This is a genomic window from Burkholderia sp. D-99, from assembly GCF_011605345.1.
In the GTDB taxonomy this organism is placed as follows: Bacteria; Pseudomonadota; Gammaproteobacteria; order Burkholderiales; family Burkholderiaceae; genus Burkholderia.
In genome coordinates this window covers 89,160-110,711 of record NZ_JAAOXM010000016.1, presented here as the reverse complement: position 1 = coordinate 110,711, position 21,552 = coordinate 89,160, and the positions used below count along the sequence as shown (strand labels likewise).

The 21,552-nt window shown below is 67.4% G+C and carries 18 protein-coding genes; 14 read left to right on the top strand and 4 right to left on the bottom strand.

Annotation, left to right across the window (positions count from 1 at the left end; all coding sequences use genetic code 11):
• The first annotated feature begins 12 nt into the window (after nucleotides 1-12).
• From HAV18_RS35525 to HAV18_RS35500, 6 genes are all read left to right on the top strand, one after another.
• A complete protein-coding gene (locus tag HAV18_RS35525; RefSeq protein ID WP_166965158.1) occupies nucleotides 13-1,218 on the top strand; it encodes a CaiB/BaiF CoA-transferase family protein in 1,206 nt (401 codons plus the stop codon).
• Nucleotides 1,219-1,601: 383 nt separating this feature from the next.
• Nucleotides 1,602-1,907, top strand: coding sequence for a DUF485 domain-containing protein (locus HAV18_RS35520; protein WP_166965156.1), 306 nt, complete (start codon nucleotides 1,602-1,604; stop codon nucleotides 1,905-1,907).
• Nucleotides 1,908-1,918: 11 nt separating this feature from the next.
• Nucleotides 1,919-3,604, top strand: a complete 1,686-nt coding sequence (locus tag HAV18_RS35515; RefSeq protein ID WP_166965154.1) for a cation acetate symporter — start codon at nucleotides 1,919-1,921, stop codon at nucleotides 3,602-3,604.
• A 356-nt stretch (nucleotides 3,605-3,960) separates the two neighbouring features.
• Nucleotides 3,961-5,250, top strand: a complete 1,290-nt coding sequence (locus tag HAV18_RS35510; RefSeq protein WP_011353316.1) for a dicarboxylate/amino acid:cation symporter — start codon at nucleotides 3,961-3,963, stop codon at nucleotides 5,248-5,250.
• Between the two features lie 4 nt (nucleotides 5,251-5,254).
• Nucleotides 5,255-7,264 (top strand): ATP-binding protein, encoded by a 2,010-nt coding sequence (locus HAV18_RS35505; RefSeq protein WP_166965152.1) that lies wholly within the window; start codon nucleotides 5,255-5,257, stop codon nucleotides 7,262-7,264.
• A 94-nt stretch (nucleotides 7,265-7,358) separates the two neighbouring features.
• Nucleotides 7,359-8,714, top strand: a complete 1,356-nt coding sequence (locus HAV18_RS35500; protein ID WP_166965150.1) for a sigma-54 dependent transcriptional regulator — start codon at nucleotides 7,359-7,361, stop codon at nucleotides 8,712-8,714.
• A 104-nt stretch (nucleotides 8,715-8,818) separates the two neighbouring features.
• On the opposite strand, the gene HAV18_RS35495 is transcribed toward HAV18_RS35500, so the two are convergent.
• A complete protein-coding gene (locus tag HAV18_RS35495; RefSeq protein WP_166965148.1) occupies nucleotides 8,819-9,355 on the bottom strand; it encodes a TlpA disulfide reductase family protein in 537 nt (178 codons plus the stop codon).
• Between the two features lie 160 nt (nucleotides 9,356-9,515).
• Here HAV18_RS35495 and HAV18_RS35490 point away from each other — a divergent pair, with 160 nt between their 5' ends.
• Nucleotides 9,516-10,088 carry a hypothetical protein gene (locus HAV18_RS35490; RefSeq protein ID WP_166965146.1) on the top strand — a complete coding sequence of 191 codons (573 nt, stop codon included), beginning with the start codon at nucleotides 9,516-9,518 and terminating at the stop codon, nucleotides 10,086-10,088.
• A gap of 333 nt (nucleotides 10,089-10,421) precedes the next feature.
• On the opposite strand, the gene HAV18_RS35485 is transcribed toward HAV18_RS35490, so the two are convergent.
• Nucleotides 10,422-12,053, bottom strand: a complete 1,632-nt coding sequence (locus tag HAV18_RS35485; protein WP_166965144.1) for a YifB family Mg chelatase-like AAA ATPase — start codon at nucleotides 12,051-12,053, stop codon at nucleotides 10,422-10,424.
• A 568-nt stretch (nucleotides 12,054-12,621) separates the two neighbouring features.
• Nucleotides 12,622-12,873: an accessory factor UbiK family protein gene (locus tag HAV18_RS35480; RefSeq protein ID WP_006489451.1), complete on the bottom strand. Its 252-nt coding sequence runs from the start codon at nucleotides 12,871-12,873 to the stop codon at nucleotides 12,622-12,624.
• 355 nt (nucleotides 12,874-13,228) lie between these two features.
• On the opposite strand from HAV18_RS35480, the gene HAV18_RS35475 reads away from it, so the two are divergent.
• The 7 genes from HAV18_RS35475 (at nucleotide 13,229) to ptsP (ending at nucleotide 20,653) form a co-directional block, all read left to right on the top strand.
• Nucleotides 13,229-13,567: a P-II family nitrogen regulator gene (locus HAV18_RS35475; protein ID WP_027789049.1), complete on the top strand. Its 339-nt coding sequence runs from the start codon at nucleotides 13,229-13,231 to the stop codon at nucleotides 13,565-13,567.
• A 37-nt stretch (nucleotides 13,568-13,604) separates the two neighbouring features.
• Nucleotides 13,605-15,119, top strand: coding sequence for an ammonium transporter (locus tag HAV18_RS35470; RefSeq protein ID WP_166965142.1), 1,515 nt, complete (start codon nucleotides 13,605-13,607; stop codon nucleotides 15,117-15,119).
• A 243-nt stretch (nucleotides 15,120-15,362) separates the two neighbouring features.
• Entirely contained in the window at nucleotides 15,363-16,652 is a 1,290-nt protein-coding gene (gene gshA / locus HAV18_RS35465) for a glutamate--cysteine ligase (RefSeq protein ID WP_166965139.1), read from the top strand.
• A 26-nt stretch (nucleotides 16,653-16,678) separates the two neighbouring features.
• Nucleotides 16,679-17,635, top strand: a complete 957-nt coding sequence (gene gshB / locus HAV18_RS35460) for a glutathione synthase (RefSeq protein ID WP_166965137.1) — start codon at nucleotides 16,679-16,681, stop codon at nucleotides 17,633-17,635.
• 230 nt (nucleotides 17,636-17,865) lie between these two features.
• Complete coding sequence (locus tag HAV18_RS35455) at nucleotides 17,866-18,336, top strand: PTS sugar transporter subunit IIA (protein WP_166965136.1); 471 nt, start codon at nucleotides 17,866-17,868, stop codon at nucleotides 18,334-18,336.
• Nucleotides 18,337-18,409: 73 nt separating this feature from the next.
• Nucleotides 18,410-18,679: an HPr family phosphocarrier protein gene (locus HAV18_RS35450; protein WP_031401331.1), complete on the top strand. Its 270-nt coding sequence runs from the start codon at nucleotides 18,410-18,412 to the stop codon at nucleotides 18,677-18,679.
• A 201-nt stretch (nucleotides 18,680-18,880) separates the two neighbouring features.
• Nucleotides 18,881-20,653, top strand: coding sequence for a phosphoenolpyruvate--protein phosphotransferase (gene ptsP, locus HAV18_RS35445; RefSeq protein ID WP_166965134.1), 1,773 nt, complete (start codon nucleotides 18,881-18,883; stop codon nucleotides 20,651-20,653).
• A 73-nt stretch (nucleotides 20,654-20,726) separates the two neighbouring features.
• On the opposite strand, the gene HAV18_RS35440 is transcribed toward ptsP, so the two are convergent.
• Nucleotides 20,727-21,479, bottom strand: a complete 753-nt coding sequence (locus HAV18_RS35440; protein ID WP_166965132.1) for a molybdopterin-synthase adenylyltransferase MoeB — start codon at nucleotides 21,477-21,479, stop codon at nucleotides 20,727-20,729.
• Nucleotides 21,480-21,552: the final 73 nt, after the last annotated feature.

The window sequence follows — 21,552 nt, the reverse complement described above, 5'->3', positions numbered from 1 at the left end:
GAGGAGACAAGGATGACGAACGAATCGCGTGCATTGCCGCTGGCCGGCGTGAAGGTGCTCGATTTCTCGCGCGTGCTCGCGGGCCCGTGGTGCGCGATGGTGCTCGCCGATTTCGGCGCGGAAGTGATCAAGGTCGAGCATCCGGCGCGCGGCGACGATACGCGCGACTGGGGGCTGCGGATCGGCGATACCGAAACCACGTATTTCAACAGCGTGAACCGCAGCAAGCGCGCGATCTGTCTCGACCTGCAGACCGACGAAGGGCGGCGGCTCGCGCGAGAACTGGCCACGCAGGCCGACGTGGTGCTTCACAACTTCAAGTTCGGCGGCGCGGAAAAGCTCGGGCTCGGCTACGACGCGCTGGCCGAACTGAATCCGCGCCTCGTGCACTGCGCGATTTCCGGCTACGACCGCTCGGGCGCCGAGGCCGCGCGACCCGGCTACGACCTCGTCGTGCAGGGTGAGGCCGGGCTGATGGCGCTGAACGGCGAAGCCGGCCAGCCGCCGCTGAAGTTCGGCGTCGCGGCGGTCGACCTGTTCACCGGCATGTATTCGGCGCAGGCGATCCTCGCTGCGCTGTACGAGCGCAATGCGACCGGTCGTGGCCGCCGCATCGAGATGGCGCTGTTCGACTGCGGGCTGATGATTACCGCGTACTACGGGCTCGACGCGCTGCTGATGGGCGAGGACCCGCCGCGCTACGGCAACGCGCATCCTTCGATCGTGCCGTACGGCGTGTTCGATGCGGCCGACGGCCCGCTCGTGATCACGGTCGGCAACAACACGCAGTTCGCGCGCTTTTGCGATGCGATCGAGCGGCCCGACCTCGCGGCCGACGTGCGCTACAAGACCAACCTCGGCCGCTCGGAGAATCGCGCCGACCTGCTGCCCGAGATCCGTCGCGAACTCGCGCGCCGGTCACGCGCGGCGCTGCTCGCGGCGCTTGCTGAGGCGGGCATTCCGTGCGGCGAAGTGCTCGGGCTGCATGAGGCGCTGAAGTCGGAACGTGCGACGCGCGCGGGGCTCGTCACGCGGCAGCCACACCCGGTCGCGGGCGGTGTCGACGTGCTGGCGCCGCCGTACCGGTTCGACGGCGAGCGGCTGCCGGTGCGCGGTGCGCCGCCGGTGCTCGGTGCCGATACTGACGCGGTGCTCGGCGGCTGGCTCGGGATATCGGCCGACGAGGTCGCGCGGCTGCGCGCGGATCGGGTCGTGTAATTCAATTTACCGCCGCGGCGCGGGCGGATCGGGTGACGCGCCGGCCATCTACAAGACAACCCTCGCGAAACGACGAGGGGCCGTGCGGGGACTGGAGTCAGCGCTCGAGCGCCGATTCCGGTCGACTGCAAAGCATGGGACCGGAGTAAACGCTAAAGCGCTAACGCTGGTCGACCGCGAAGCATGGGACCGGAGTAAACGCTAAAGCGCTAACTCTGGTCGACCGCGAAGCATGGGACCAGAGTAAGCGCTAAAGCGCCAACTCTGGTCGACCGCGAAGCATGGGACCAGAGTAAGCGCTAAAGCGCCAACTCTGGTCGACCGCGAAGCATGGGACCAGAGTAAGCGCTAAAGCGCTAACTCTGGTCGACACAGGAGACACCATGAAGCTTTCCGTCATCGAATCGGTCACGGCGCGCCGCGACTACCAGCAACTCGTGCGCGCGCGGCGCCGCTTCAGCTTCACGCTGACGGCGCTGATGATCGCCACGTACTACGGCTTCATCCTGCTCGTCGCGCTCGCGCCGCACGTGCTCGCGGCGCCGCTGTACCGCGGCGCGACGACCACGGTCGGGATCGCCGCGGGCGTCGCGATCATCCTGGTCGCGATCGGCCTGACCGCGTGCTACGTGCTGCGCGCGAATCGTGCGTTCGACCGCCGGGTCGACGCGATCCTGCAAAGTTCGTGACGGAGGCCGACATGCGACGCACATCGATCGCGCTCGGCGCGCTTGCCGTTCTCGTTTCCTCCGCCGCCCATGCGGTATCCGTCGCGGGCCCGATGCCCGACAAGGTCGAACTGAACCCGGTCGCGATCGGGATGTTCTTCGCGTTCGTGTTCGCGACGCTCGCGCTCACGCGCTGGGCCGCGCGCCGCACGCGCTCGACGCGCGACTTCTACACGGCCGGCGGCGGCATCACCGGGCTGCAGAACGGGCTCGCGATCGCGGGCGACTACATGTCGGCCGCGTCGTTCCTCGGGTTGTCCGGGATGGTGTTCATGTTCGGCTTCGACGGGCTCATCTATTCGATCGGTTTTCTGGTCGGCTGGCCGTTCGTGATGTTCCTGATCGCCGAACCGCTGCGCAACCTCGGCAAGTTCACGTTCGTCGACGTCGTTGCGTACCGCTTCGCACAGCGGCCGATCCGGCTGCTGACGTCCGCGAATTCGCTGACCATCGTCGTGCTGTACCTCGTCGTGCAGATGGTCGGCGCGGGCAAGCTGATCCAGCTGCTGTTCGGGCTGTCGTACGGCACGGCCGAGCTGATCGTCGGCGTGCTGATGGTCGTCTACGTGTTCTTCGGCGGGATGACCGCGACCACCTGGGTGCAGGTGATCAAGGCCGTGCTGCTGCTGTGCGGCGCGACGCTGCTCGTCGTGCTTGCGCTCTCCGAATTCGGCTTCAGCGTCGACGAGATGTTCCGCCGCGCGGTGGCCGTGCATCCGGGCGCGCTGTCGATCATGGGGCCCGGCAAGTTGATCCGCGATCCGGCCAACGCGCTGTCGCTCGGCATCGCGCTGATGTTCGGCACGGCCGGCTTCCCGCACATCCTGATGCGCTTCTTCACGGTGCCGAACGCGAAGGAGGCACGCAAGTCGGTGCTCTACGCGACCGGCTTCATCGGCTACTTCTACCTGCTGACTTTCGTGATCGGCTTCTCGGCGATCGTGCTGCTCGCGCAACATCCGGAATTCTTCAAGCTGGGCGCCAACGGCTCGTTCAACCTGACGCACGACCTGCTCGGCGGCTCGAACATGGTCGCGGTGAAACTCGCGCAGGCGGTCGGCGGGAACTGGTTCTACGGCTTCATCGCGGCCGTCACGTTCGCGACGATCCTCGCGGTGGTCGCGGGCCTCACGCTCGCCGGCGCGACGACGATCTCGCACGACCTCTACGCGCAGATGTGGGCGCGCGGCAAGCCCGACGAGCGCCTCGAGATGCGCATCTCGCGCGCGGCGACGATCGTGCTGTCGGCGGTCGCGATCGGGCTGTCGATCCTGTTCGAGCACGTGAACGTCGCGTTCATGGTCGGCCTCGTCGCGGCGGTGGCCGCGAGCGCGAATTTCCCGGTGCTCGCGATGTCGATCTTCTGGCGCGGGATGACGACGCGCGGCGCGGTGCTCGGCGGCGGCCTCGGCCTCGGGTCGGCGGTCACGCTCACGGTGCTGTCGAAGTCGGTGTGGGTCGACGTGCTGCATCACGCGCACGCACCGGTGTTCCTCGACAACCCGGCGCTTGTGTCGGTGCCGCTCGCGTTCGTCGGGATCGTCGTCGGCTCGCTCGCGGATCGCGGCGAGCGCGCACGGCGCGAGCGCGACGCGTTCGCGCAGCAGGAGTTTTATGCGCAGACGGGGGTGCTGGCCGGCCGCGCCGCGCAGCACTGATTCATCCGATGAATGGCCGCATCCGTCCGGATCGCCGGACGGATATTTTCCGGAAATCCGGAATCCCGGATTTCCTTGCCTGCCGCATTATGAGAAATACAATGAAAACAATGGTTTGAGGGGTTGCGGAAACCTGGCATCGACCTTGCGATATAAAGCGCACGGCCATCCCCCGGCCGAACTACTACAGCAAGCAAGGAGACAATCGATGACCACTGCCTTCCTCCCCTGTCGGATGTCCTGAGGCATCGCTTGTTGCGGCACGGCAGCCGCGCAGGCGAATGGCTCTTCCCCTGACATTCGCCTGCGCGCGTGACGCCGTTTCCATCGGCTCATCTACTTCAGCAGGAACCATCGTGAAGAAGAAACCCTTCTACAAAGTGCTCTATGTGCAGGTGATCTTCGCCATCATCGTCGGCGTGATCCTCGGCCACTACTACCCGGCGCTCGCCACCGACATGAAGCCGCTCGGCGACGGCTTCATCAAGCTGATCAAGATGGTGATCGGCCCGATCATCTTCTGTACGGTCGTCACCGGCATCGCCGGCATGGAGGACATGAAGAAGGTGGGCCGCGTCGGCGGCAAGGCGCTGCTGTACTTCGAGATCGTGTCGACCTTCGCGCTGCTGCTCGGCCTCGCGGCCACGCACATCCTGCGTCCGGGCGTCGGCTTCAACATCGATCCGGCGACGCTCGACGGCAAGGCCGTCGCGTCGTACGCGGCGAAGGCGCACGGGCAGTCGACGGTCGACTTCCTGATGCACATCATCCCGAACACGATGGTCGATGCGTTCGCGCAGGGCGAAATCCTGCAGATCCTGCTGATCGCACTGCTGTTCGGCAGCGTGCTCGCCCACCTCGGCGAGCGCGGCAAGGTCGTCACCGACTTCATCGACGGGCTCACGCGCGTGCTGTTCGGCATCGTGCACATCGTCACGAAGCTGGCACCGATCGGCGCGTTCGGCGCGATGGCGTTCACGATCGGCAAGTACGGCGTCGGTTCGCTGGTGCCGCTGCTCAAGCTGATCGGCACGTTCTACCTGACGTCGGTCGTGTTCGTGCTCGTCGTGCTCGGCACGATCGCGCGCTTCACGGGCTTCTCGATCATCCGCTTCGTGTCCTACATCAAGGAAGAGCTGCTGATCGTGCTCGGCACGAGCTCGTCGGAAGCCGCGCTGCCGCAGCTGATGGAAAAGCTCGAGAAGGCCGGCTGCTCGCGTTCGGTCGTCGGCCTCGTCGTGCCGACCGGCTACTCGTTCAACCTCGACGGCACCAACATCTACATGACGATGGCCGTGCTGTTCATCGCGCAGGCGACCAACATCGAACTGACGTGGATGCAGCAGCTCACGCTGCTGGCCGTCGCGATGCTGACATCGAAGGGTGCGAGCGGCGTCACGGGCGCGGGCTTCATCACGCTCGCCGCGACGCTCGCCGTCGTGCCGACGATCCCGCTGTCGGGCATGGTGCTGATCCTCGGCATCGACCGTTTCATGAGCGAATGCCGTGCGCTGACCAACATCGTCGGCAACGGCGTCGCGACGGTCGTCGTGTCGGCCTGGGAGAAGGAGCTCGACCGCAACAAGCTGCGCCAGGCGCTGACCGGCGGCGGCGAGGTCACGACGACCGAGACGGCCGGCGTCTGACGTCATGAAGGAGCAGGCGGCGGCACCGCCCGCCGGCCGCACGGCCCGCGGCGGCCGAGGCGGGCAGGCGGAGGCCTATGACACAATAGGCGATCCGCATCGCCAGGAAGCCTCGACCGTGACGCGCCGTCTGCTCATTCTCGTCGTGCTTGCCGCCGCGCTCGCCGCGGCGTGCACGCTGACGTGGACGATTACCTGGCGGCGCGGCGTCGCGGAGTTGCAGCGCAACGCCGCGGTGCGCGTCGACCGCACCACCAACGCGCTCAAGAGCACACTCGACCGCTACGAATCGCTGCCCTACCTGCTCGGCAGCCATCCGTACGTGCAGGACCTGCTCGCCGAGCCTGAACGCGCCGACTACACCGCGCGCGTCAATCGCTATCTCGAAGACCTCAACGAACACGCGCACGCGACCGTCACCTACGTGATCGGCGCGGACGGCCTGTGCGTCGCCGCCAGCAACTGGCGCGCGCCCGAGAGCTTCGTCGGGATCGAATACCGCTTCCGCCCGTATTTCCTCGATGCGATGAACGGCCAGGTCGGCCGCTTCTTCGGGATCGGCACGATCTCGCGCGATCCCGGCTACTACATCTCGCAGCCCGTGTGGCGCGACGGCAAGATCGCGGGCGTCGTCGTCGTGAAGCTCAATCTCGAATGGTTCCAGGGCGCCGATGCGTCCGAGCCGCTCGTCGTTGCGGACGATCACGGCGTCGTGTTCCTGTCGTCGGTGCCCGCCTGGAAGTACCACACGCTGCGGCCGCTGACGGGGCCCGTTGCCGCGTCGATCTACGAGACGCGCCAGTACGCGCAGCAACCGGTCACGCCGTTGCCGCTGCGCATCGAGCAGGTGCTCGGCCCCGATGCGGAGATCGTGCGCCTCGGCGCGGGCCTGCGTGCGCCGCGCTTCCTCGCGAGCAAGCGCCGGATCGGCGAGCCCGACTGGCTGCTCGTCACGCTGGCGCCGATCGCGCCCGTCGACGCCGACGCGCGCAACGCGACGATCGTCACGGGTTTCGGCTTCGTGTCGGTCGCGCTGCTCGCGTTCTACTGGCGGATGCGTCGCGCGCGCGTGCGCGAGATGATCCGCGGCCGCGCGCTGCTGCAGCAGGCGTACGCGGAGTTGAACCGGCGCGTCGAAGAGCGCACGGCCGACCTGTCGGAAGCGAACGAGCAGTTGCAGAAGGAGGTCGGCGACCGGATCCGCGCGGAGCAGGAACTGCGCGCCGCGCACGACGAACTGATCCAGGCGAGCAAGCTCGCCGCGCTCGGCCAGATGGCGGCCGGCATCACGCATGAACTGAACCAGCCGCTCGCGGCACTGCGCAGCTTCTCGGACAACACGCGCGTGCTGCTCGATCGCGGTGAGCAGGCGGCCGCGCGCGAGAACCTCGAGGCGATCGCCGCGCTCACCGAGCGGATGGGCAAGATCACGAACCAGCTGAAGCTGTTCGTCGGCCGCGCGAAGCCGCGCAACGAGCAGGCGCTCGTCGTGCGCGCGCTGCGCAGCGTGCTGTCGCTGCTCGACGAGCGCCTGCGTGGCGTCGCGCTCACGCTGACGCTGCAGGACGCGACCGTGTCGCCCGCACACGATGCGCCGCTCGACCTGGCGCGCGACTATCCCGAGCTCGTCGCGCGCTGCGAGGACCTGCGCCTCGAACAGGTGCTGATCAACCTGCTCGGCAATGCGCTCGACGCGGTTGCCGGCGTGGCGGCGCCAGCGATCGAGGTGACGATCGCGGTGTCGGCGGCAACGCTCGCGCTCGAGGTGCGCGACAACGGATGCGGCATTGCGCCCGACCTGCTGCCGCGCCTGTTCGAGCCGTTCTTCACGACCAAGGAAATGGGGCGCGGGCTCGGGCTCGGTCTCGCGATCTCGTCGTCGATCGCGAGCGACGCGGGCGGTGCGCTGACCGCGCGCAACGCGCCGTCGGGCGGCGCGCTGTTCGTCTTGACGCTGCGGCGCGCGCGCACGCATCATCCGGACTCCGTGTCCGAGCCGGCGGGCTCGCGCTAGGCGCGCCACGCCGCACGCCCGATCGGCGCACGATCGGTATCAACGACGCCGCGCGCGCTGCCGCCGCGCGGCCCGTCAGGAGCAAGTGAGTACGATGGCCAACCGGCTGCAAGTGATCTATATCGAAGACGATGCGCTCGTTCGCCGGGCAAGCGTGCAGAGCCTTCAGCTGGCGGGGTTCGACGTCGTCGGCTTCGAGTCGGCCGAAGCGGCCGAGAAGGCGATCGTCGCGGATACCGCCGGCGCGATCGTCAGCGACATCCGGCTGCCCGGCGCGAGCGGGCTCGACGTGCTCGCGCAGTGCCGCGAGCGCGTGCCCGACGTGCCCGTGATCCTCGTCACGGGGCACGGCGACATCTCGATGGCCGTGCAGGCAATGCGCGACGGCGCATACGACTTCATCGAAAAACCGTTCGCGGCCGAGCGCCTGATCGAGACGGTGCGCCGCGCGCTCGAGCGGCGCGAGCTCGTGCTCGAGAACCTCGCGCTGCGGCGCGAGCTGGCCGGGCAGAACGTCGTCGCGCCGCGCATCATCGGTCGCAGCCCCGCAATCGAGCAGGTGCGCAAGCTGATCGCGAACGTCGCGCCGACCGACGCGTCGGTGCTGATCAACGGCGACACGGGCGCCGGCAAGGAACTGATCGCGCGCAGCCTGCACGAGCTGTCGCCGCGCCGCGACAAGCCGTTCATCGCGGTGAATTGCGGCGCGCTGCCCGAGCCGATGTTCGAGTCGGAGATGTTCGGCTACGAGCCCGGCGCGTTCACCGGCGCCGCGAAGCGCCGGGTCGGCAAGCTCGAATATGCGTCCGGCGGCACGCTGTTCCTCGATGAAATCGAAAGCATGCCGCTCGCGCTGCAGGTGAAGCTGCTGCGCGTGCTGCAGGACGGCGTGCTGGAGCGGCTCGGCTCGAACCAGCCGATCCGCGTGAACTGCCGCATCGTCGCGGCCGCGAAGGGCGACATGAGCGAGCTCGTCGCGGCCGGCACGTTCCGGCGCGACCTGCTGTACCGGCTCAACGTCGTGACGATCGCGCTGCCGCCGCTCGCCGAGCGCCGCGAGGACATCGTGCCGCTGTTCGAGCACTTCATGCTCGATGCGGCCGTGCGTTACGCGCGGCCCGCGCCGGTGCTGACCGACCGGCAGCGCGCGAGCCTGATGCAGCGCGACTGGCCCGGCAACGTGCGCGAGCTGCGCAACGCGGCCGACCGCTTCGTGCTCGGTGTGGCCGACATGTCGCAGGAGACGGGCGCGAGCGCCGGCGAGGCCGACAACGAGCAGACGCTGAAGGAGCGCATCGAGCAATTCGAGCGCGCGGTGATTGCCGAAGCGCTGAACCAGACGGGCGGCGCGGTCGCCGCGACGGCCGACCGGCTGCATGTCGGCAAGGCGACGCTGTACGAGAAGATGAAGCGCTACGGGCTGTCGGCGAAAGGCGAAACCGAGCGCTGAAAAGCAAACGAACCGTAGAACCGGGTTGCCCGGTCGTACGGTCCGTTTGTGCGTGAAGGGCGCGGCGTGCTGCCCTTCGAGCCGGATCCCGGATCTGGCGGCGCTCAGGCCGCGTTGCTGCCGAGTGCCTTCTTGAGCAGTGCGTCGAGTTCCGCGAACTGCGGTGCGCCGACGTAGCGCTTCAGGATCTTGCCATCCTTGTCGACGACGAAGGTCGTCGGCGTGAGCTGCACGTTGCCGAACTGCTTAGCGACGCTGCCGTCGTCGAGCGCGACCTTGAACGGCAACTGGCGCGTCTGCGCGTAGTTCGCGACGTACATCGGCGGATCGTAGTTCATCGCAACCGCGACGAATTCCAGCCCCTGACCCTTGAAGCGATTATAGGTATCGACCATCTGCGGCATTTCCTGCATGCAGGTCGCGCAGCTCGTCGCCCAGAAGTTCACGAGATAGACCTTGCCTTTCAGGTCGCCTGCGGTCGAGACCTTCTGGCCCGACAGCAGCGTGAACGTGGCGTCCGGCACGCTGGACTTGCCGTTGAACGCGAAGAAGCCGGCGACGGCGATCGCCGCGACGACGACGGCGGCGACGATGTAGCGGACGGGGCCGGCGCTGCGGCGGGCGGGAGGCGTGGTGTTCATCTGGTGCTCTCGGAGTCGGTCGATGACGCGGATCAAAGCAAAGGACATCGAAATTCGGCGCTCATTTTAGCGCGAATGCGGCGTGAGCACCGACGGCGGCCACACATCCCGGATTTCACGTTCGGCGGATAATGCCCGTTTTGCCTGCCCGATCCACGCCATGCCGAAGGAAGTCACCGATTCGTTGCGCCCCCTTTTTCGTCCGCTGCGACACTTCGCCGCGCTCGCGTGCGTGAGCGTCGTGCTGGCCGCGTGCTCGCCGTCGTACGACTGGCGCACGCTGCACAACGACGCCGGCTACACGATCGACCTGCCGGCGAAGCCGACCGTCGAGCAGCAGCCGGTGGCGATCGGCGGCGCGTCGATGCCGATGCGGATGCAGGCCGCGCACGTGGACGGCGCGGTGTTCGCGGTCGGCACGCTGACGCTGCCCGACGACCGCGACGACACGCGCCGCGCGGCGCTCGAATTCCTGCGTGCCGGGCTGTCGCGCAACCTCGAAGGCGCGCCGCAGACGGCTTCGGTGCCCGTGCCGCTCGCGTCCGGCGGCGCGGTGAACGGGCTCGAGCTGCGCATCGCGGGCGCGGCTGCCGGCGGCGATCGCACACGCAAGACGATCGTCGCCCGGCTCGCTGCACGCGGCCGGCACGCGTACCAGGCCGTCGTGATTGCCGACGGGCCGCTTGCACAGGAGCAGCTCGACCAGTTTTTCGGGTCGTTCAAGCTCGACTGACAGCGGGCGGCGAGGGCGCCGGGACACTCTGTGACAACTGAAAGTTCATTCGCAGCTTTCGGCGCTAGTCATCGGATTTTGCGAGGTTTTTTCGACTATCCACAGCGCATGTGGATAACTTTGTTGAAAAGTCGCCCGGATTTCCCGCCAAGCCGCGCGGGACGGCCTTCCGGCCCGTTTGGTCGCGTGCTCGTGTTTTGAGAAAAATCAATTAAAACAACGAGATACGGATTCCGTGCTGCAAAGGCCCCGCCGAGCCTCGATCCGGGGCCGGATTCGCGAAATTGTGCATAAGTCAAGTCTTGACAGCCGGATTTTGTCCTCCGAGGGCGCTCACAGCGCCGTCAGCGCGCGCCGGTAGCGGATCGCTTCGGCGATCTGCGCGGCCGTCGGCAGCGGGTCGCCGGCCAGGTCGGCGATCGTCCGCGCGACCTTCAGCACGCGGTAATACGCGCGCGCCGACCAGCCGAAGCGCTCGCCGGCTTCGCGCAGCAGCCGTTCGCCTTCGTCGGTCGGCCGGCACAGGTCGTCGGTCTCGCGGCCGCTCAGCATGTGATTCGTCTTGCCCTGCCGGCCGAGCTGCAGCGCACGCGCGTGTGCGACCCGCGCGGCCACCGCCGCGCTCGGCTCGCCGGGCGCCGTCGCGCGCGACGCGAGTTCGGCCGGCGATAGCGCGGGCAGGTCGATCTGGATGTCGATGCGATCGACGAGCGGCCCCGACAGCTTGCGCAGGTAGCGCGCGGCGACATCCGGCGTGCAGCGGCAGCGCCCGGACGGATCGCCGTGCCAGCCGCACGGGCATGGGTTCATCGCGGCGATCAACTGGCATGCGGCCGGGAAATCGACCTGCTGCGCCGCGCGCGAAATCGTGATCCGGCCGGCTTCCAGCGGCTCGCGCAGCATTTCGAGCACGTGCCGGTCGAATTCGGGCAGTTCGTCGAGAAACAGCACGCCGAGATGTGCGAGCGTGATTTCGCCCGGTTGCGGCGGGTTGCGCCCGCCGACCAGTGCGGCGGCGCTCGACGAGTGATGCGGTGCACGGAACGGCCGCCGGCGCCACTGTGCGGGTGAAAAGCCGAGGCGGCTCGCAGAGAGGAGCGCCGCCGAGGTCAGCGCCTCGTCGTCGGTCAGCGGCGGCAGGAGGCCCGGCAGCCGTGCGGCCAGCATCGACTTGCCGGCACCCGGCGGCCCGACCATCAGCATGTGATGGCCGCCCGCGGCCGCGACTTCCAGCGCGCGGCGGGCGCCGCGCTGGCCGACCACATCGGCGAGATCGGGGGCGGCCGGCATCGGCAGGCCGTCGAGGCACGGCGCCGCGACCGGTGCGAGCCGGCCGTCAGGCGCCCCGGCGAGGTGAGCACACAACGCGGGCAGGTCCGGCGCGCCGAACACGGTGACGCCCGGAACGAGCGCCGCCTCGGCGGCGCTGGCGAGCGGCAGGTACAGCTCGGGGGCGTTTGACGCGGCGGCGGCGCCGGGCTCCGGGCCGGCCCCTGGGCCACCGTTGCTCGAATCGGAAAGCGCGCCGACGCGCAAACCGGAAGCCGCGCCGCTTTCTGCAACCTGCCAGTCCCGCGCCACCCCGCACGCCATCGCGAACGCACCGCGCATCGGCCGCAGCGCGCCCGTCAGCGACAGCTCACCCGCGAATTCGCGGCCGGCCAGCGCGTCGGCCGGGATCTGGCCGTTCGCGGCGAGGATGCCGAGCGCGATCGGCAGGTCGAACCGCCCCGACTCCTTCGGCAGGTCGGCCGGCGCGAGGTTGACGGTGATGCGGCGCACGGGGAATTCGAAGCCGCAGTTCTGCAGCGCGGCACGCACCCGCTCGCGGCTTTCGCGGACTTCGAGATCGGGCAGGCCGACGATCGAGAACGACGGCAGCCCGTTGGCGAGATGGACTTCGACGGTAACGTCCGGCGCACGGCCGGAGGCGGGCGCGCGGCTGCGCACCACGGCGAGCGACATGGCGAGGCTCCTGTAAACAAAACGGACGGGCGACGGCCGTTCGTGACCGTATGCCGCGGAAATCGGAGGAATCGGTGCGCGCTTGCCGGCGTGGCGCGGGAAAAGAACGAGGGACTGCGAAGAGCGAGGGGCTACGAAGAACGAGGGACTACGAAGAACGAGGGACTACGAAGAACGAGGGACTACGAAGAACGAGGGACTACGAAGAGCGGGGGACTACGAAGAGCGACGGACTACGAAGAGCGAGGGACTGCGAAGAGCGACGGACTACGAAAAGCGAGGGGCTACGAAGAGCGGGGGACTACGAAGAGCGGGGGACTACGAAGAGCGACGGACTACGAAGAGCGACGGACTACGAAGAGCGAGGGACTGCGAAAAGCGACGGACTACGAAAAGCGAGGGGCTACGAAGAGCGACGAACGGCGAAGAGCGATGAACAGCGAAGAGCGGGGATGCTGCGGAGAACGACGGACGACGAAGGGCGGCAGGGCGACTTCAGGGCTTCGGAGGCGGCGGGCGCGGGCCGCACGAGGCGGCCCGCGCCCGGACCTTGCGGCCGGGTGGGGCGTCAGGCTTGCGGTGCGGCGAGCTTCTGCTCGAGTTCCGCGACGCGCTTTTCGAGTTCCTCGAGGCGCACGCGGGTGCGGGCGAGCACTTGCGCCTGCGTGTCGAATTCCTCGCGCGTGACGAGATCGAGTTTCGAAAAGCCTTGCGACAGCATGGCCTTCACGTTGCGCTCGACGTCCTTGGCCGGCGAGTTTTTCAGCAGATCGCTGACGCGCGACTGCAGATCGTTGAAAACGTCGCTGGGTTGCTTCATGTGATTCCCCTTCCTTGCACAAAAAATGTGCATCTTCAGTTGCGTACGTGCCCATGATGCACGCGTGACCGGAAATGGTGCGCCCGGAGCGCGAATTCCGGGCATGGCGCCCGCATGGGTGAATGCCCCGGCGATCCGGGACGTGCGTGCACTCTAGCAACGATCCTTTCGCCGCGCCAGCAAACCGGGCCACGTTGGCCATTCGGCCGGGCTTCCGTACCTTACATCACGGGATGCGACCCCTTGATGAAGCCCTTTGAAACGGTGCTCGAACCGACATGGCATGCGAGTTGCTGAGGAGAGTCCGTTACAACATTCCAACCAATTCGACGGGACAACCCAGCGAGAGGACTTCATGAAACTCATTACCGCAATCATCAAGCCGTTCAAGCTCGATGAGACGCGCGAGGCGCTGTCGGCGCTTGGCGTCTCGGGCATCACGGTCACGGAGGTGAAAGGGTTCGGGCGGCAGAAGGGGCACACCGAGCTGTACCGCGGCGCCGAATACGTGGTCGATTTCCTGCCGAAGATGAAGATCGAGGCAGCCGTGTCCGACGATCTCGTCGACCAGGCGGTCGAGGCGATCGAGCGGGCCGCGCGCACCGGCAAGATCGGCGACGGCAAGATCTTCGTCACGGCGATCGAACAGGTGATCCGGATTCGCACCGGGGAGACCGGCGCAGACGCGCTGTAACAGAACACACAAGACAAGCGACAAGAGGAAACCCAAGATGCGCAAACTTCTGATGTCCCTGCTGATGGCCGGCTCGCTGATCGCGGCCGGCGTCGGCTCCGCGCTCGCCGACGACGCGGCGTCCGCCGCGGCTGCGTCCGCGCCCGCCGCCACGGCTTCCGACGCCTCGGCTGCCGCCGCTCCGGCCGCTTCGGCGCCGGCCGCAACCGATGCCTCCGCCACGGCCGCAGCCGCCGCACCGGCTTCGGGCGCCACCGACGCGTCGGCCGCCGCCGCCGCTTCGGCACCGGCCGCACCCGCCGCGCCGACCGCGCCGTTCTCCGTCGATTCGTCGAAGATCAACTCGGGCGACACCGCGTGGATGCTGACCTCCACCGCGCTCGTGCTGTTCATGACGATCCCCGGCCTCGCGCTGTTCTACGCCGGCATGGTCCGCAAGAAGAACGTGCTCGCGACCGTGATGCAGAGCTTCGCGATCACCGCGCTGATCACGGTGCTGTGGACGGTGGTCGGCTACAGCCTCGCGTTCACGCCGGGCAACGGCTTCATCGGCGGCCTGTCGCGCGCGTTCCTGCACGGGATGAACTACATCCACGGCGACAAGGCGACCACGCTGACCGTCAGCCACCTGGCGCCGACGATTCCGGAGACGGTCTACTTCGTCTACCAGATGACGTTCGCGATCATCACGCCGGCCCTGATCTGCGGCGCGTTCGCCGACCGCATGAAGTTCTCGGCGATGCTGGTGTTCATGACGCTCTGGTCGCTGATCGTCTATGTGCCGATCGCGCACATGGTGTGGGAGCCGACCGGCTGGCTGTCGTCGGACGGCGTGCTCGACTTCGCGGGCGGCACGGTGGTGCACATCAACGCCGGTATCGCGGGCCTGATGTCGTGCCTGGTGCTCGGCAAGCGCGTCGGCTACGGCCGCGAATCGATGGCGCCGCACAACCTCGTGCTGACGATGATCGGCGGCTCGATGCTGTGGTTCGGCTGGTTCGGTTTCAACGCGGGCTCGGCGGTCGCGGCTGACGGCCGTGCCGGCTTCGCGATGCTGACGACGCAAGTCGCGACGGCCTGCGCGGCGCTCGGCTGGATGTTTGCCGAATGGGTCGCGAAGGGCAAGCCGTCGGTGCTCGGCATCGTGTCGGGTGCGGTCGCGGGTCTCGTTGCGATTACGCCGGCGGCCGGCTTCGTCGGCGTGACGGGCGCACTCGTGATCGGCATCGCGGCCGGCGTCGTGTGCTTCTGGTCGGCGACGTGGCTCAAGTCGAAGCTCGGCTACGACGATTCGCTCGACGCGTTCGGTGTGCACGGCGTGGGCGGGATTCTCGGCGCGCTGCTGACGGGCGTGTTCGCGGTCAAGGACATCGGCGGCGCCGACGGCAGCCTGCTGCTGCAGGCCAAGGGCGTGCTGATCACGCTGGTGTACAGCGGCGTGCTGAGCTTCGTGCTGCTGAAGGTGATCGACATGACGATGGGCTTGCGCGTGTCGGAAGAAGAAGAGCGCGAAGGCCTCGACGTGATCCTGCACGGCGAGCATGTCGAATAAGTCATAAGGATGACCGGCGGGCCGCCGCGACGACGGCGCCCGCCATGAATGAGCGCAGCGACTTCGGCCCGCCCACCCGGCGGGCTTTTTTTCTCCTGCCGGCTGCTGCCGTAGCGCATAACCCTTCGCGCTATCGGGTCAATAGCCGAAAACTTCCTCCAAACCCTTGCGAAGCCGGGAACAATCCCCAAATGGGCGGGGCAATTGCTCTACAATCTTCATTCTCCCGCTCGCGAGTGATTCATGGTTCCCCACCTCGTTACCGCGTTGAACGGTCCGCTGCTCGAACTCGAGCAGAAGATCCTCGACGCGACGCCTGCGATCGAACGCTGGTTCAGGCTCGAATGGCAGGAACATACCCCGCCGTTCTATTGTTCGGTGGACCTGCGCAACGCCGGCTTCAAGCTGGCGCCCGTCGACGCGAACCTGTTTCCCGGCGCGTTCAACAATCTGCCGTCCGAAGTGCTGCCGCTCGCCGTACAGGCCGCGATGGCCGCGATCGAGAAGATCTGCCCGGACGCGAAGAACCTGCTCGTGATTCCCGAGCTGCCGACCCGCAACGCGTTCTATCTCGAAAACGTCGCACGCCTCGCGACGATCATGCGCCAGGCCGGCCTGAACGTGCGCTTCGGGTCGCTCGACCCGAGCATCACCGACATGACGCCGATCACGCTGGCCGACGGCCAGAAGATCGTGCTCGAACCGCTCGAGCGTTCGCAGCGCCGCCTCGGCCTGAAGAATTTCGACCCGTGCTCGATCCTGCTGAACAACGACCTGTCGGCCGGCATCCCGGGCGTGCTGGAAAACCTGCACGAGCAATACCTGCTGCCGCCGCTGCACGCGGGCTGGGCCGTGCGCCGCAAGTCGACGCACTTCTCGTGCTACGACGACGTCGCGAAGAAGTTCGCGAAGATGGTCGGCGTCGATCCGTGGATGGTGAATCCGTATTTCTCGCACGTGGAAGGCGTCGACTGGCAGGCGCATGAAGGCGAGCAGGCGCTCGCCGAGTCAATCGACAGCGTGCTGAAGAAGATCGCGCGCAAGTACCGCGAATACGGGATCAGCGAGAAGCCGTACGTCGTCGTGAAGGCCGACGCGGGCACGGCGGGGCGCGGCGTGATGACCGTGCACGACGCGGCCGAGATCGGCCGCATGTCGAAGGCCGAGCGCGCGCAGATGGCCGAGTCGAAGGCCGGCCTCGCGGTGCGCGACGTGATCGTGCAGGAAGGCGTCTATACGTTCGAGCGCGTCGGCGACGAAGTCGCGGAGCCCGTCGTGTACATGATCGACCGCTATGTGGTCGGCGGCTTCTACCGCACGCACGCCGGCCGCGAGCGCGACCAGAACCTGAACGCGCCCGGCATGCACTACGTGCCGCTCGGCTTCGAGCACACCGCGCTGCCGGACGCCGGCGCGAAGCCGGGCGCCGCGCCGCCGAACCGTTTCTACATGTACGGCGTCGTCGCGCGGCTGTCGCTGATCGCGTCGTCGATCGAACTGGAAAAGACCGATCCCGAAGCCATCCAGGTGTAACGGACCTTCGCTACGTACAGGACCTCATGGACATTCTCTTTATCGCCGACCCGCTCGAGCGCTTCAAGATCTACAAGGATTCGACCTACGCGATGATGGCCGAGGCCGCGCGGCGCGGGCATGCGGTGTACGCGTGCGAGCCGAACCACCTCGCGTGGACGGGGTCGGCCGTCGAGGCCGACGTGCGGCGTATCACCTTCGTCGGCGAACCGGACGACCTGCATCGCGAGACGTGGTACGAGGCCGGGCCCGTCGAGGCGCGCCGCCTCGAATCGTTCGGGGCGGTGCTGATGCGCAAGGATCCGCCGTTCGACATGGAATACGTGACGTCGACGTGGCTGCTCGAGCTGGCCGAGCGCGCCGGTGCACGCGTGTTCAACAAGGCGCAGTCGATCCGCGACCATTCGGAGAAGCTCGCGATCGGCGAGTTTCCGCAGTTCGTCGCGCCGACGCTCGTCACACGCGACGCGAAACGGCTGCGCGCGTTCCACGCCGAGCACGGCGACGTGATCCTGAAGCCGCTCGACGGGATGGGCGGGATGGGCGTGTTCCGCGTGAAGCCGGACGGCATGAACCTCGGCTCGATCATCGAGATGCTGAGCCACGACGGCACGCGCTCGGTGATGGCGCAGAAATTCATCCCGGAGATCAAGGCCGGCGACAAGCGCATCCTGCTGATCGGCGGCGAGCCGGTGCCGTTTTCGCTCGCGCGGATTCCGCAGGGCAGCGAGGTGCGCGGTAATCTGGCTGCTGGCGGGCTGGGTGTCGCGCAGCCGCTGACGGCCCGCGATCGCGAGATCGCCGAAACGCTCGGGCCCGTGCTCGCATCGCGCGGGCTGTTGCTGGTCGGCCTCGACGCGATCGGCGACTGGCTGACCGAGGTGAACGTCACGAGCCCGACGTGCTTCCGCGAGATCATGGAGCAGACGGGCTTCGACGTCGCCGCGATGTTCATCGACGCGCTGGAGCGTGCGGCCGCGTAGGCCGTCTCCCGCGTAACCCCGGCGGCGGCCGCGCAGGTCCCCCGTCGCCGGAGCAGCTCGACCGGCCTGCTACAATGCCCGCTTGCCCGGTGCCGCGATCGCGCACCGAAGGCCCGGCGGTCGGGCCGAAACTGTTGCAAGGCTGACCATGAAACGTTTCCCACACTCGCTACGCTCATTGCCCCGCCGCGGGGTATCGGCCCGCCAGGGGCGGCCGGGAGCGATCTGACATGGCCGGGATCCTGATCATCGCGCACGCCCCGCTCGCCACCGCGCTGCGGGACTGCATCGCGCACATCTACGGCGGCGTGCCCGCCCGCATCGGCTGTATCGACGTGACGGCGGACAGCGATCCGACCCAGGTGATGGCGTTCGCGCACGCGGAGCTCGCTCGGCTCAAGGAAGAGAACGGCGTGGTCGTGCTGACCGACATGTACGGCGCGACGCCCGCAAACATCGCGGGCCAGCTTGCCAAGATCGACAACGTGCGCGTGCTCGCGGGCGCGAACCTGCCGATGCTCGTGCGGGCCGTCTGCTACCGCACCGTGCCGCTCGACAAGCTGGTCGACAAGGCGCTGTCCGGCGGCGCGAAGGGCGTCCACGAGGTGTCGTCCGGTACGCCGCCGCCGCCGACGGAAACCGGCTGCGGCCAGTGCGCACCGATTCCGCCCGAACCGCAGCCGCGCACCGAATCGCACTGATTTCCCGTTTTCCGTTTTAGACAACACCGCCGACGCGCGCCGCCGGCGGCTCCGACCGACCCGACCGAGAATCATGCTTCAACAAGAAACCACCATCGTCAATAAATTGGGGCTCCATGCGCGCGCATCGGCCAAGCTTACGCAACTGGCCGGCAACTTCCAGTCTGAAGTCTGGATGACGCGCAACGGGCGCAAGATCAATGCGAAGAGCATCATGGGCGTGATGATGCTGGCGGCGGGCATCGGCAGCACCGTGACGATCGAGACCGAAGGGTCCGACGAGCGGGAAGCGATGGACGCGCTGCTGAAACTGATCGCCGACAAATTCGGCGAAGGCCAGTGATCCACGCGCGGGATCGTTGCCGTTTCCAGTCAGAATGCCGCGGATTTCGCGGCATTTTTTTCGTCGGAAGCATTGATGCGGAATGCGCAATGCTGCGGTGCATGCAGTCAGCGGGGGCGCGCGGAATTTATAATCGCTAACCGGGGTCATAAGCGCATCGCAGCAGTGTGCCGCGGCTTTACTTGTACAGAGGAGGTGCGCGTGTCCTTCACGCTGCATGGCATTCCCGTCTCACGTGGTATCGCGATCGGGCGAGCGTACCTGATCGCGCCGGCGGCGCTCGACGTCGCCCATTACCTGATCGACGCAAACCAGATCGATGCCGAGGTCGAGCGCTTCCGCACGGCACTCGAAGTCGTGCATCACGAACTCGAGGCGCTGCGCGCCGACCTGACCGACGATACCCCGAGCGAAGTCGGCGCATTCATCGACGTTCACGCGATGATCCTGAGCGACGAGATGCTCGTGCAGGAAACCATCGACCTGATCCGCGCGCGCCGCTACAACGTCGAGTGGGCGCTGACCGAGCAGCTCGAGCTGCTCACGCGTCACTTCGACGACATCGAGGACGAATACCTGCGCGAGCGCAAGGCCGACATCGAGCAGGTGGTCGAGCGCGTGCTGAAGGCGCTCGCCGGCGCACCGTCCGCGTCGCAGGCACTCGACCGCGCGGCCAAGAACGGCACGAACGATATGATCGTCGTCGCGCACGACATCGCGCCGGCCGACATGATGCAGTTCAAGTCGCAGTCGTTCCAGGCGTTCGTCACCGACCTCGGCGGGCGTACGTCGCACACGGCGATCGTCGCGCGCAGCCTCGGCATTCCGGCCGCGGTCGGCGTGCAGCACGCGAGCGCGCTGATCCGCAAGGACGACCTGATCATCGTCGACGGCGACCAGGGCATCGTGATCGTCGATCCGGCGCCGATCGTCCTCGAGGAATATTCGTACCGGCAGTCCGAGAAGCTGCTGGAGCAACGCAAGCTGCAGCGTTTGAAGTTCTCGCCGACGCAAACGTTGTGCGGCACCAAGATCGAGCTGTATGCGAACATCGAACTGCCCGACGACGCGAAGGCGGCCGTCGAGGCCGGCGCGGTCGGCGTCGGGCTGTTCCGTTCCGAATTCCTGTTCATGCATCAGAAGGAGATGCCGGAGGAGGAAGAGCAGTTCGCCGCGTACAAGCGGGCCGTCGAGTGGATGAAGGGCATGCCGGTGACGATCCGCACGATCGACGTCGGCGCGGACAAGCCGCTCGAGGCGCTCGACGAAGGCTACGAGACGGCGCCGAACCCCGCGCTCGGCCTGCGCGCGATCCGCTGGAGCCTGTCCGAGCCGCAGATGTTCCTCACGCAGCTGCGCGCGATCCTGCGCGCGTCCGCGTTCGGCCAGGTGAAGATCCTGATCCCGATGCTCGCGCACGCGCAGGAGATCGACCAGTCGCTCGACCTGATCCGCGAGGCGAAGCGCCAGCTCGACGACGCGGGGCTCGCGTACGATCCGAACGTGCGCATCGGCGCGATGATCGAGATTCCGGCCGCGGCGATCGCGCTGCCGTTGTTCCTGAAGCGGTTCGATTTCCTGTCGATCGGCACGAACGACCTGATCCAGTACACGCTCGCGATCGACCGCGCCGATAACGCGGTCGCGCACCTGTACGACCCGCTGCATCCGGCCGTGCTGCACCTGATCGCCTATACGTTGCGTGAAGCGAAGCGTGCGGGTGTATCGGTGTCGGTGTGCGGGGAGATGGCGGGCGACCCGGCGCTCACGCGTCTGTTGCTCGGGATGGGGCTCACCGAGTTCTCGATGCACCCGAGCCAGTTGCTCGTCGTGAAGCAGGAGATCCTGCGCGCACACCTGAAGGCGCTCGAAAAGCCGACGGCCGACGTGCTCGCCGCGTTCGAGCCGGAGGAAGTGCAGGCCGCGCTGCAGCGGCTGTCGGTCGCCGAGCCGCGCGCGGACGCGGCCGCGTAGGCGAGCGCGTCGCCGCTCGAACGGTAGCGAAGTGTCAACACGCATGCGCCGGCTGGCGCATGCCCGTCGCGCGTCAGTGCCGGCCCCCGCACACGGGGCAGTCGGCCTGGCGCGCGATTTTCATTGTCGTCCATTCCATCCGCAGCGAATCGAGCATCATCAGCCGCCCGTTGAGCGTTTTGCCGATGTCGCCGATCACACGCAGCGCCTCGGCGGCCTGCATCGCGCCGATGATCCCGACCGTCGGCGCGAACACGCCCATCGTCGCGCATGCGACTTCCTCGAACGGCTGGTCTTCCGGAAACACGCACGCATAGCAGGGCGCGGCCGGGTCGCGGAAATCGAACGTGCTGATCTGGCCGTCGAAGCGCAGCGCGGCGCCCGACACGAGCGGCACGCCGTGCGCGACGCACGCGCGGTTGATCGCGTGCCGCGTCGCGAAGTTGTCGGTGCAGTCGAGCACGACGGTCGCGCGCGGCACGTGCGCGTCGAGCCATGCGTCGTCGACGCGCGCTGCGACCGCGTGCACCGTCACCTCGGGGTTCAGCTGCGCGAGCGTGTCGCGCCCCGATTCGACCTTGCTGCGGCCGACCGATGCCGTCACGTGCAGGATCTGCCGCTGCAGGTTCGTGAGATCGACCGTATCGGCGTCGACGAGCGTGATCGTGCCGACGCCCGATGCCGCGAGGTACATCGCGGCGGGCGAGCCGAGGCCGCCCGCGCCGACGACGATCGCGTGCGCATCGAGAAAGCGCTGCTGCGCCTCGATGCCGATTTCGTCGACGAGGATGTGACGGGAGTAGCGAAGGAGTTGATCGTCGTTCATGGGGAGTCGTGGGCGAGGCGGCGTACGTGTCGTTATTTTAGGCGCGCATGAAAAACGGGCCATCGCGGTCTTC

Excerpts from the sequence above, each read along its gene's own strand:
- HAV18_RS35525 (WP_166965158.1), top strand. The coding sequence starts at position 13 with ATGACGAACGAATCGCGTGCATTGCCGCTGGCCGGCGTGAAGGTGCTC.
- HAV18_RS35520 (WP_166965156.1), top strand. The coding sequence starts at position 1,602 with ATGAAGCTTTCCGTCATCGAATCGGTCACGGCGCGCCGCGACTACCAG.
- HAV18_RS35515 (WP_166965154.1), top strand. The coding sequence starts at position 1,919 with ATGCGACGCACATCGATCGCGCTCGGCGCGCTTGCCGTTCTCGTTTCC.
- HAV18_RS35505 (WP_166965152.1), top strand. The coding sequence starts at position 5,255 with ATGAAGGAGCAGGCGGCGGCACCGCCCGCCGGCCGCACGGCCCGCGGC.
- HAV18_RS35500 (WP_166965150.1), top strand. The coding sequence starts at position 7,359 with ATGGCCAACCGGCTGCAAGTGATCTATATCGAAGACGATGCGCTCGTT.
- HAV18_RS35495 (WP_166965148.1), bottom strand. The coding sequence starts at position 9,355 with ATGAACACCACGCCTCCCGCCCGCCGCAGCGCCGGCCCCGTCCGCTAC.
- HAV18_RS35490 (WP_166965146.1), top strand. The coding sequence starts at position 9,516 with ATGCCGAAGGAAGTCACCGATTCGTTGCGCCCCCTTTTTCGTCCGCTG.
- HAV18_RS35485 (WP_166965144.1), bottom strand. The coding sequence starts at position 12,053 with ATGTCGCTCGCCGTGGTGCGCAGCCGCGCGCCCGCCTCCGGCCGTGCG.
- HAV18_RS35480 (WP_006489451.1), bottom strand. The coding sequence starts at position 12,873 with ATGAAGCAACCCAGCGACGTTTTCAACGATCTGCAGTCGCGCGTCAGC.
- HAV18_RS35475 (WP_027789049.1), top strand. The coding sequence starts at position 13,229 with ATGAAACTCATTACCGCAATCATCAAGCCGTTCAAGCTCGATGAGACG.
- HAV18_RS35470 (WP_166965142.1), top strand. The coding sequence starts at position 13,605 with ATGCGCAAACTTCTGATGTCCCTGCTGATGGCCGGCTCGCTGATCGCG.
- gshA (WP_166965139.1), top strand. The coding sequence starts at position 15,363 with ATGGTTCCCCACCTCGTTACCGCGTTGAACGGTCCGCTGCTCGAACTC.
- gshB (WP_166965137.1), top strand. The coding sequence starts at position 16,679 with ATGGACATTCTCTTTATCGCCGACCCGCTCGAGCGCTTCAAGATCTAC.
- HAV18_RS35455 (WP_166965136.1), top strand. The coding sequence starts at position 17,866 with ATGGCCGGGATCCTGATCATCGCGCACGCCCCGCTCGCCACCGCGCTG.
- HAV18_RS35450 (WP_031401331.1), top strand. The coding sequence starts at position 18,410 with ATGCTTCAACAAGAAACCACCATCGTCAATAAATTGGGGCTCCATGCG.
- HAV18_RS35440 (WP_166965132.1), bottom strand. The coding sequence starts at position 21,479 with ATGAACGACGATCAACTCCTTCGCTACTCCCGTCACATCCTCGTCGAC.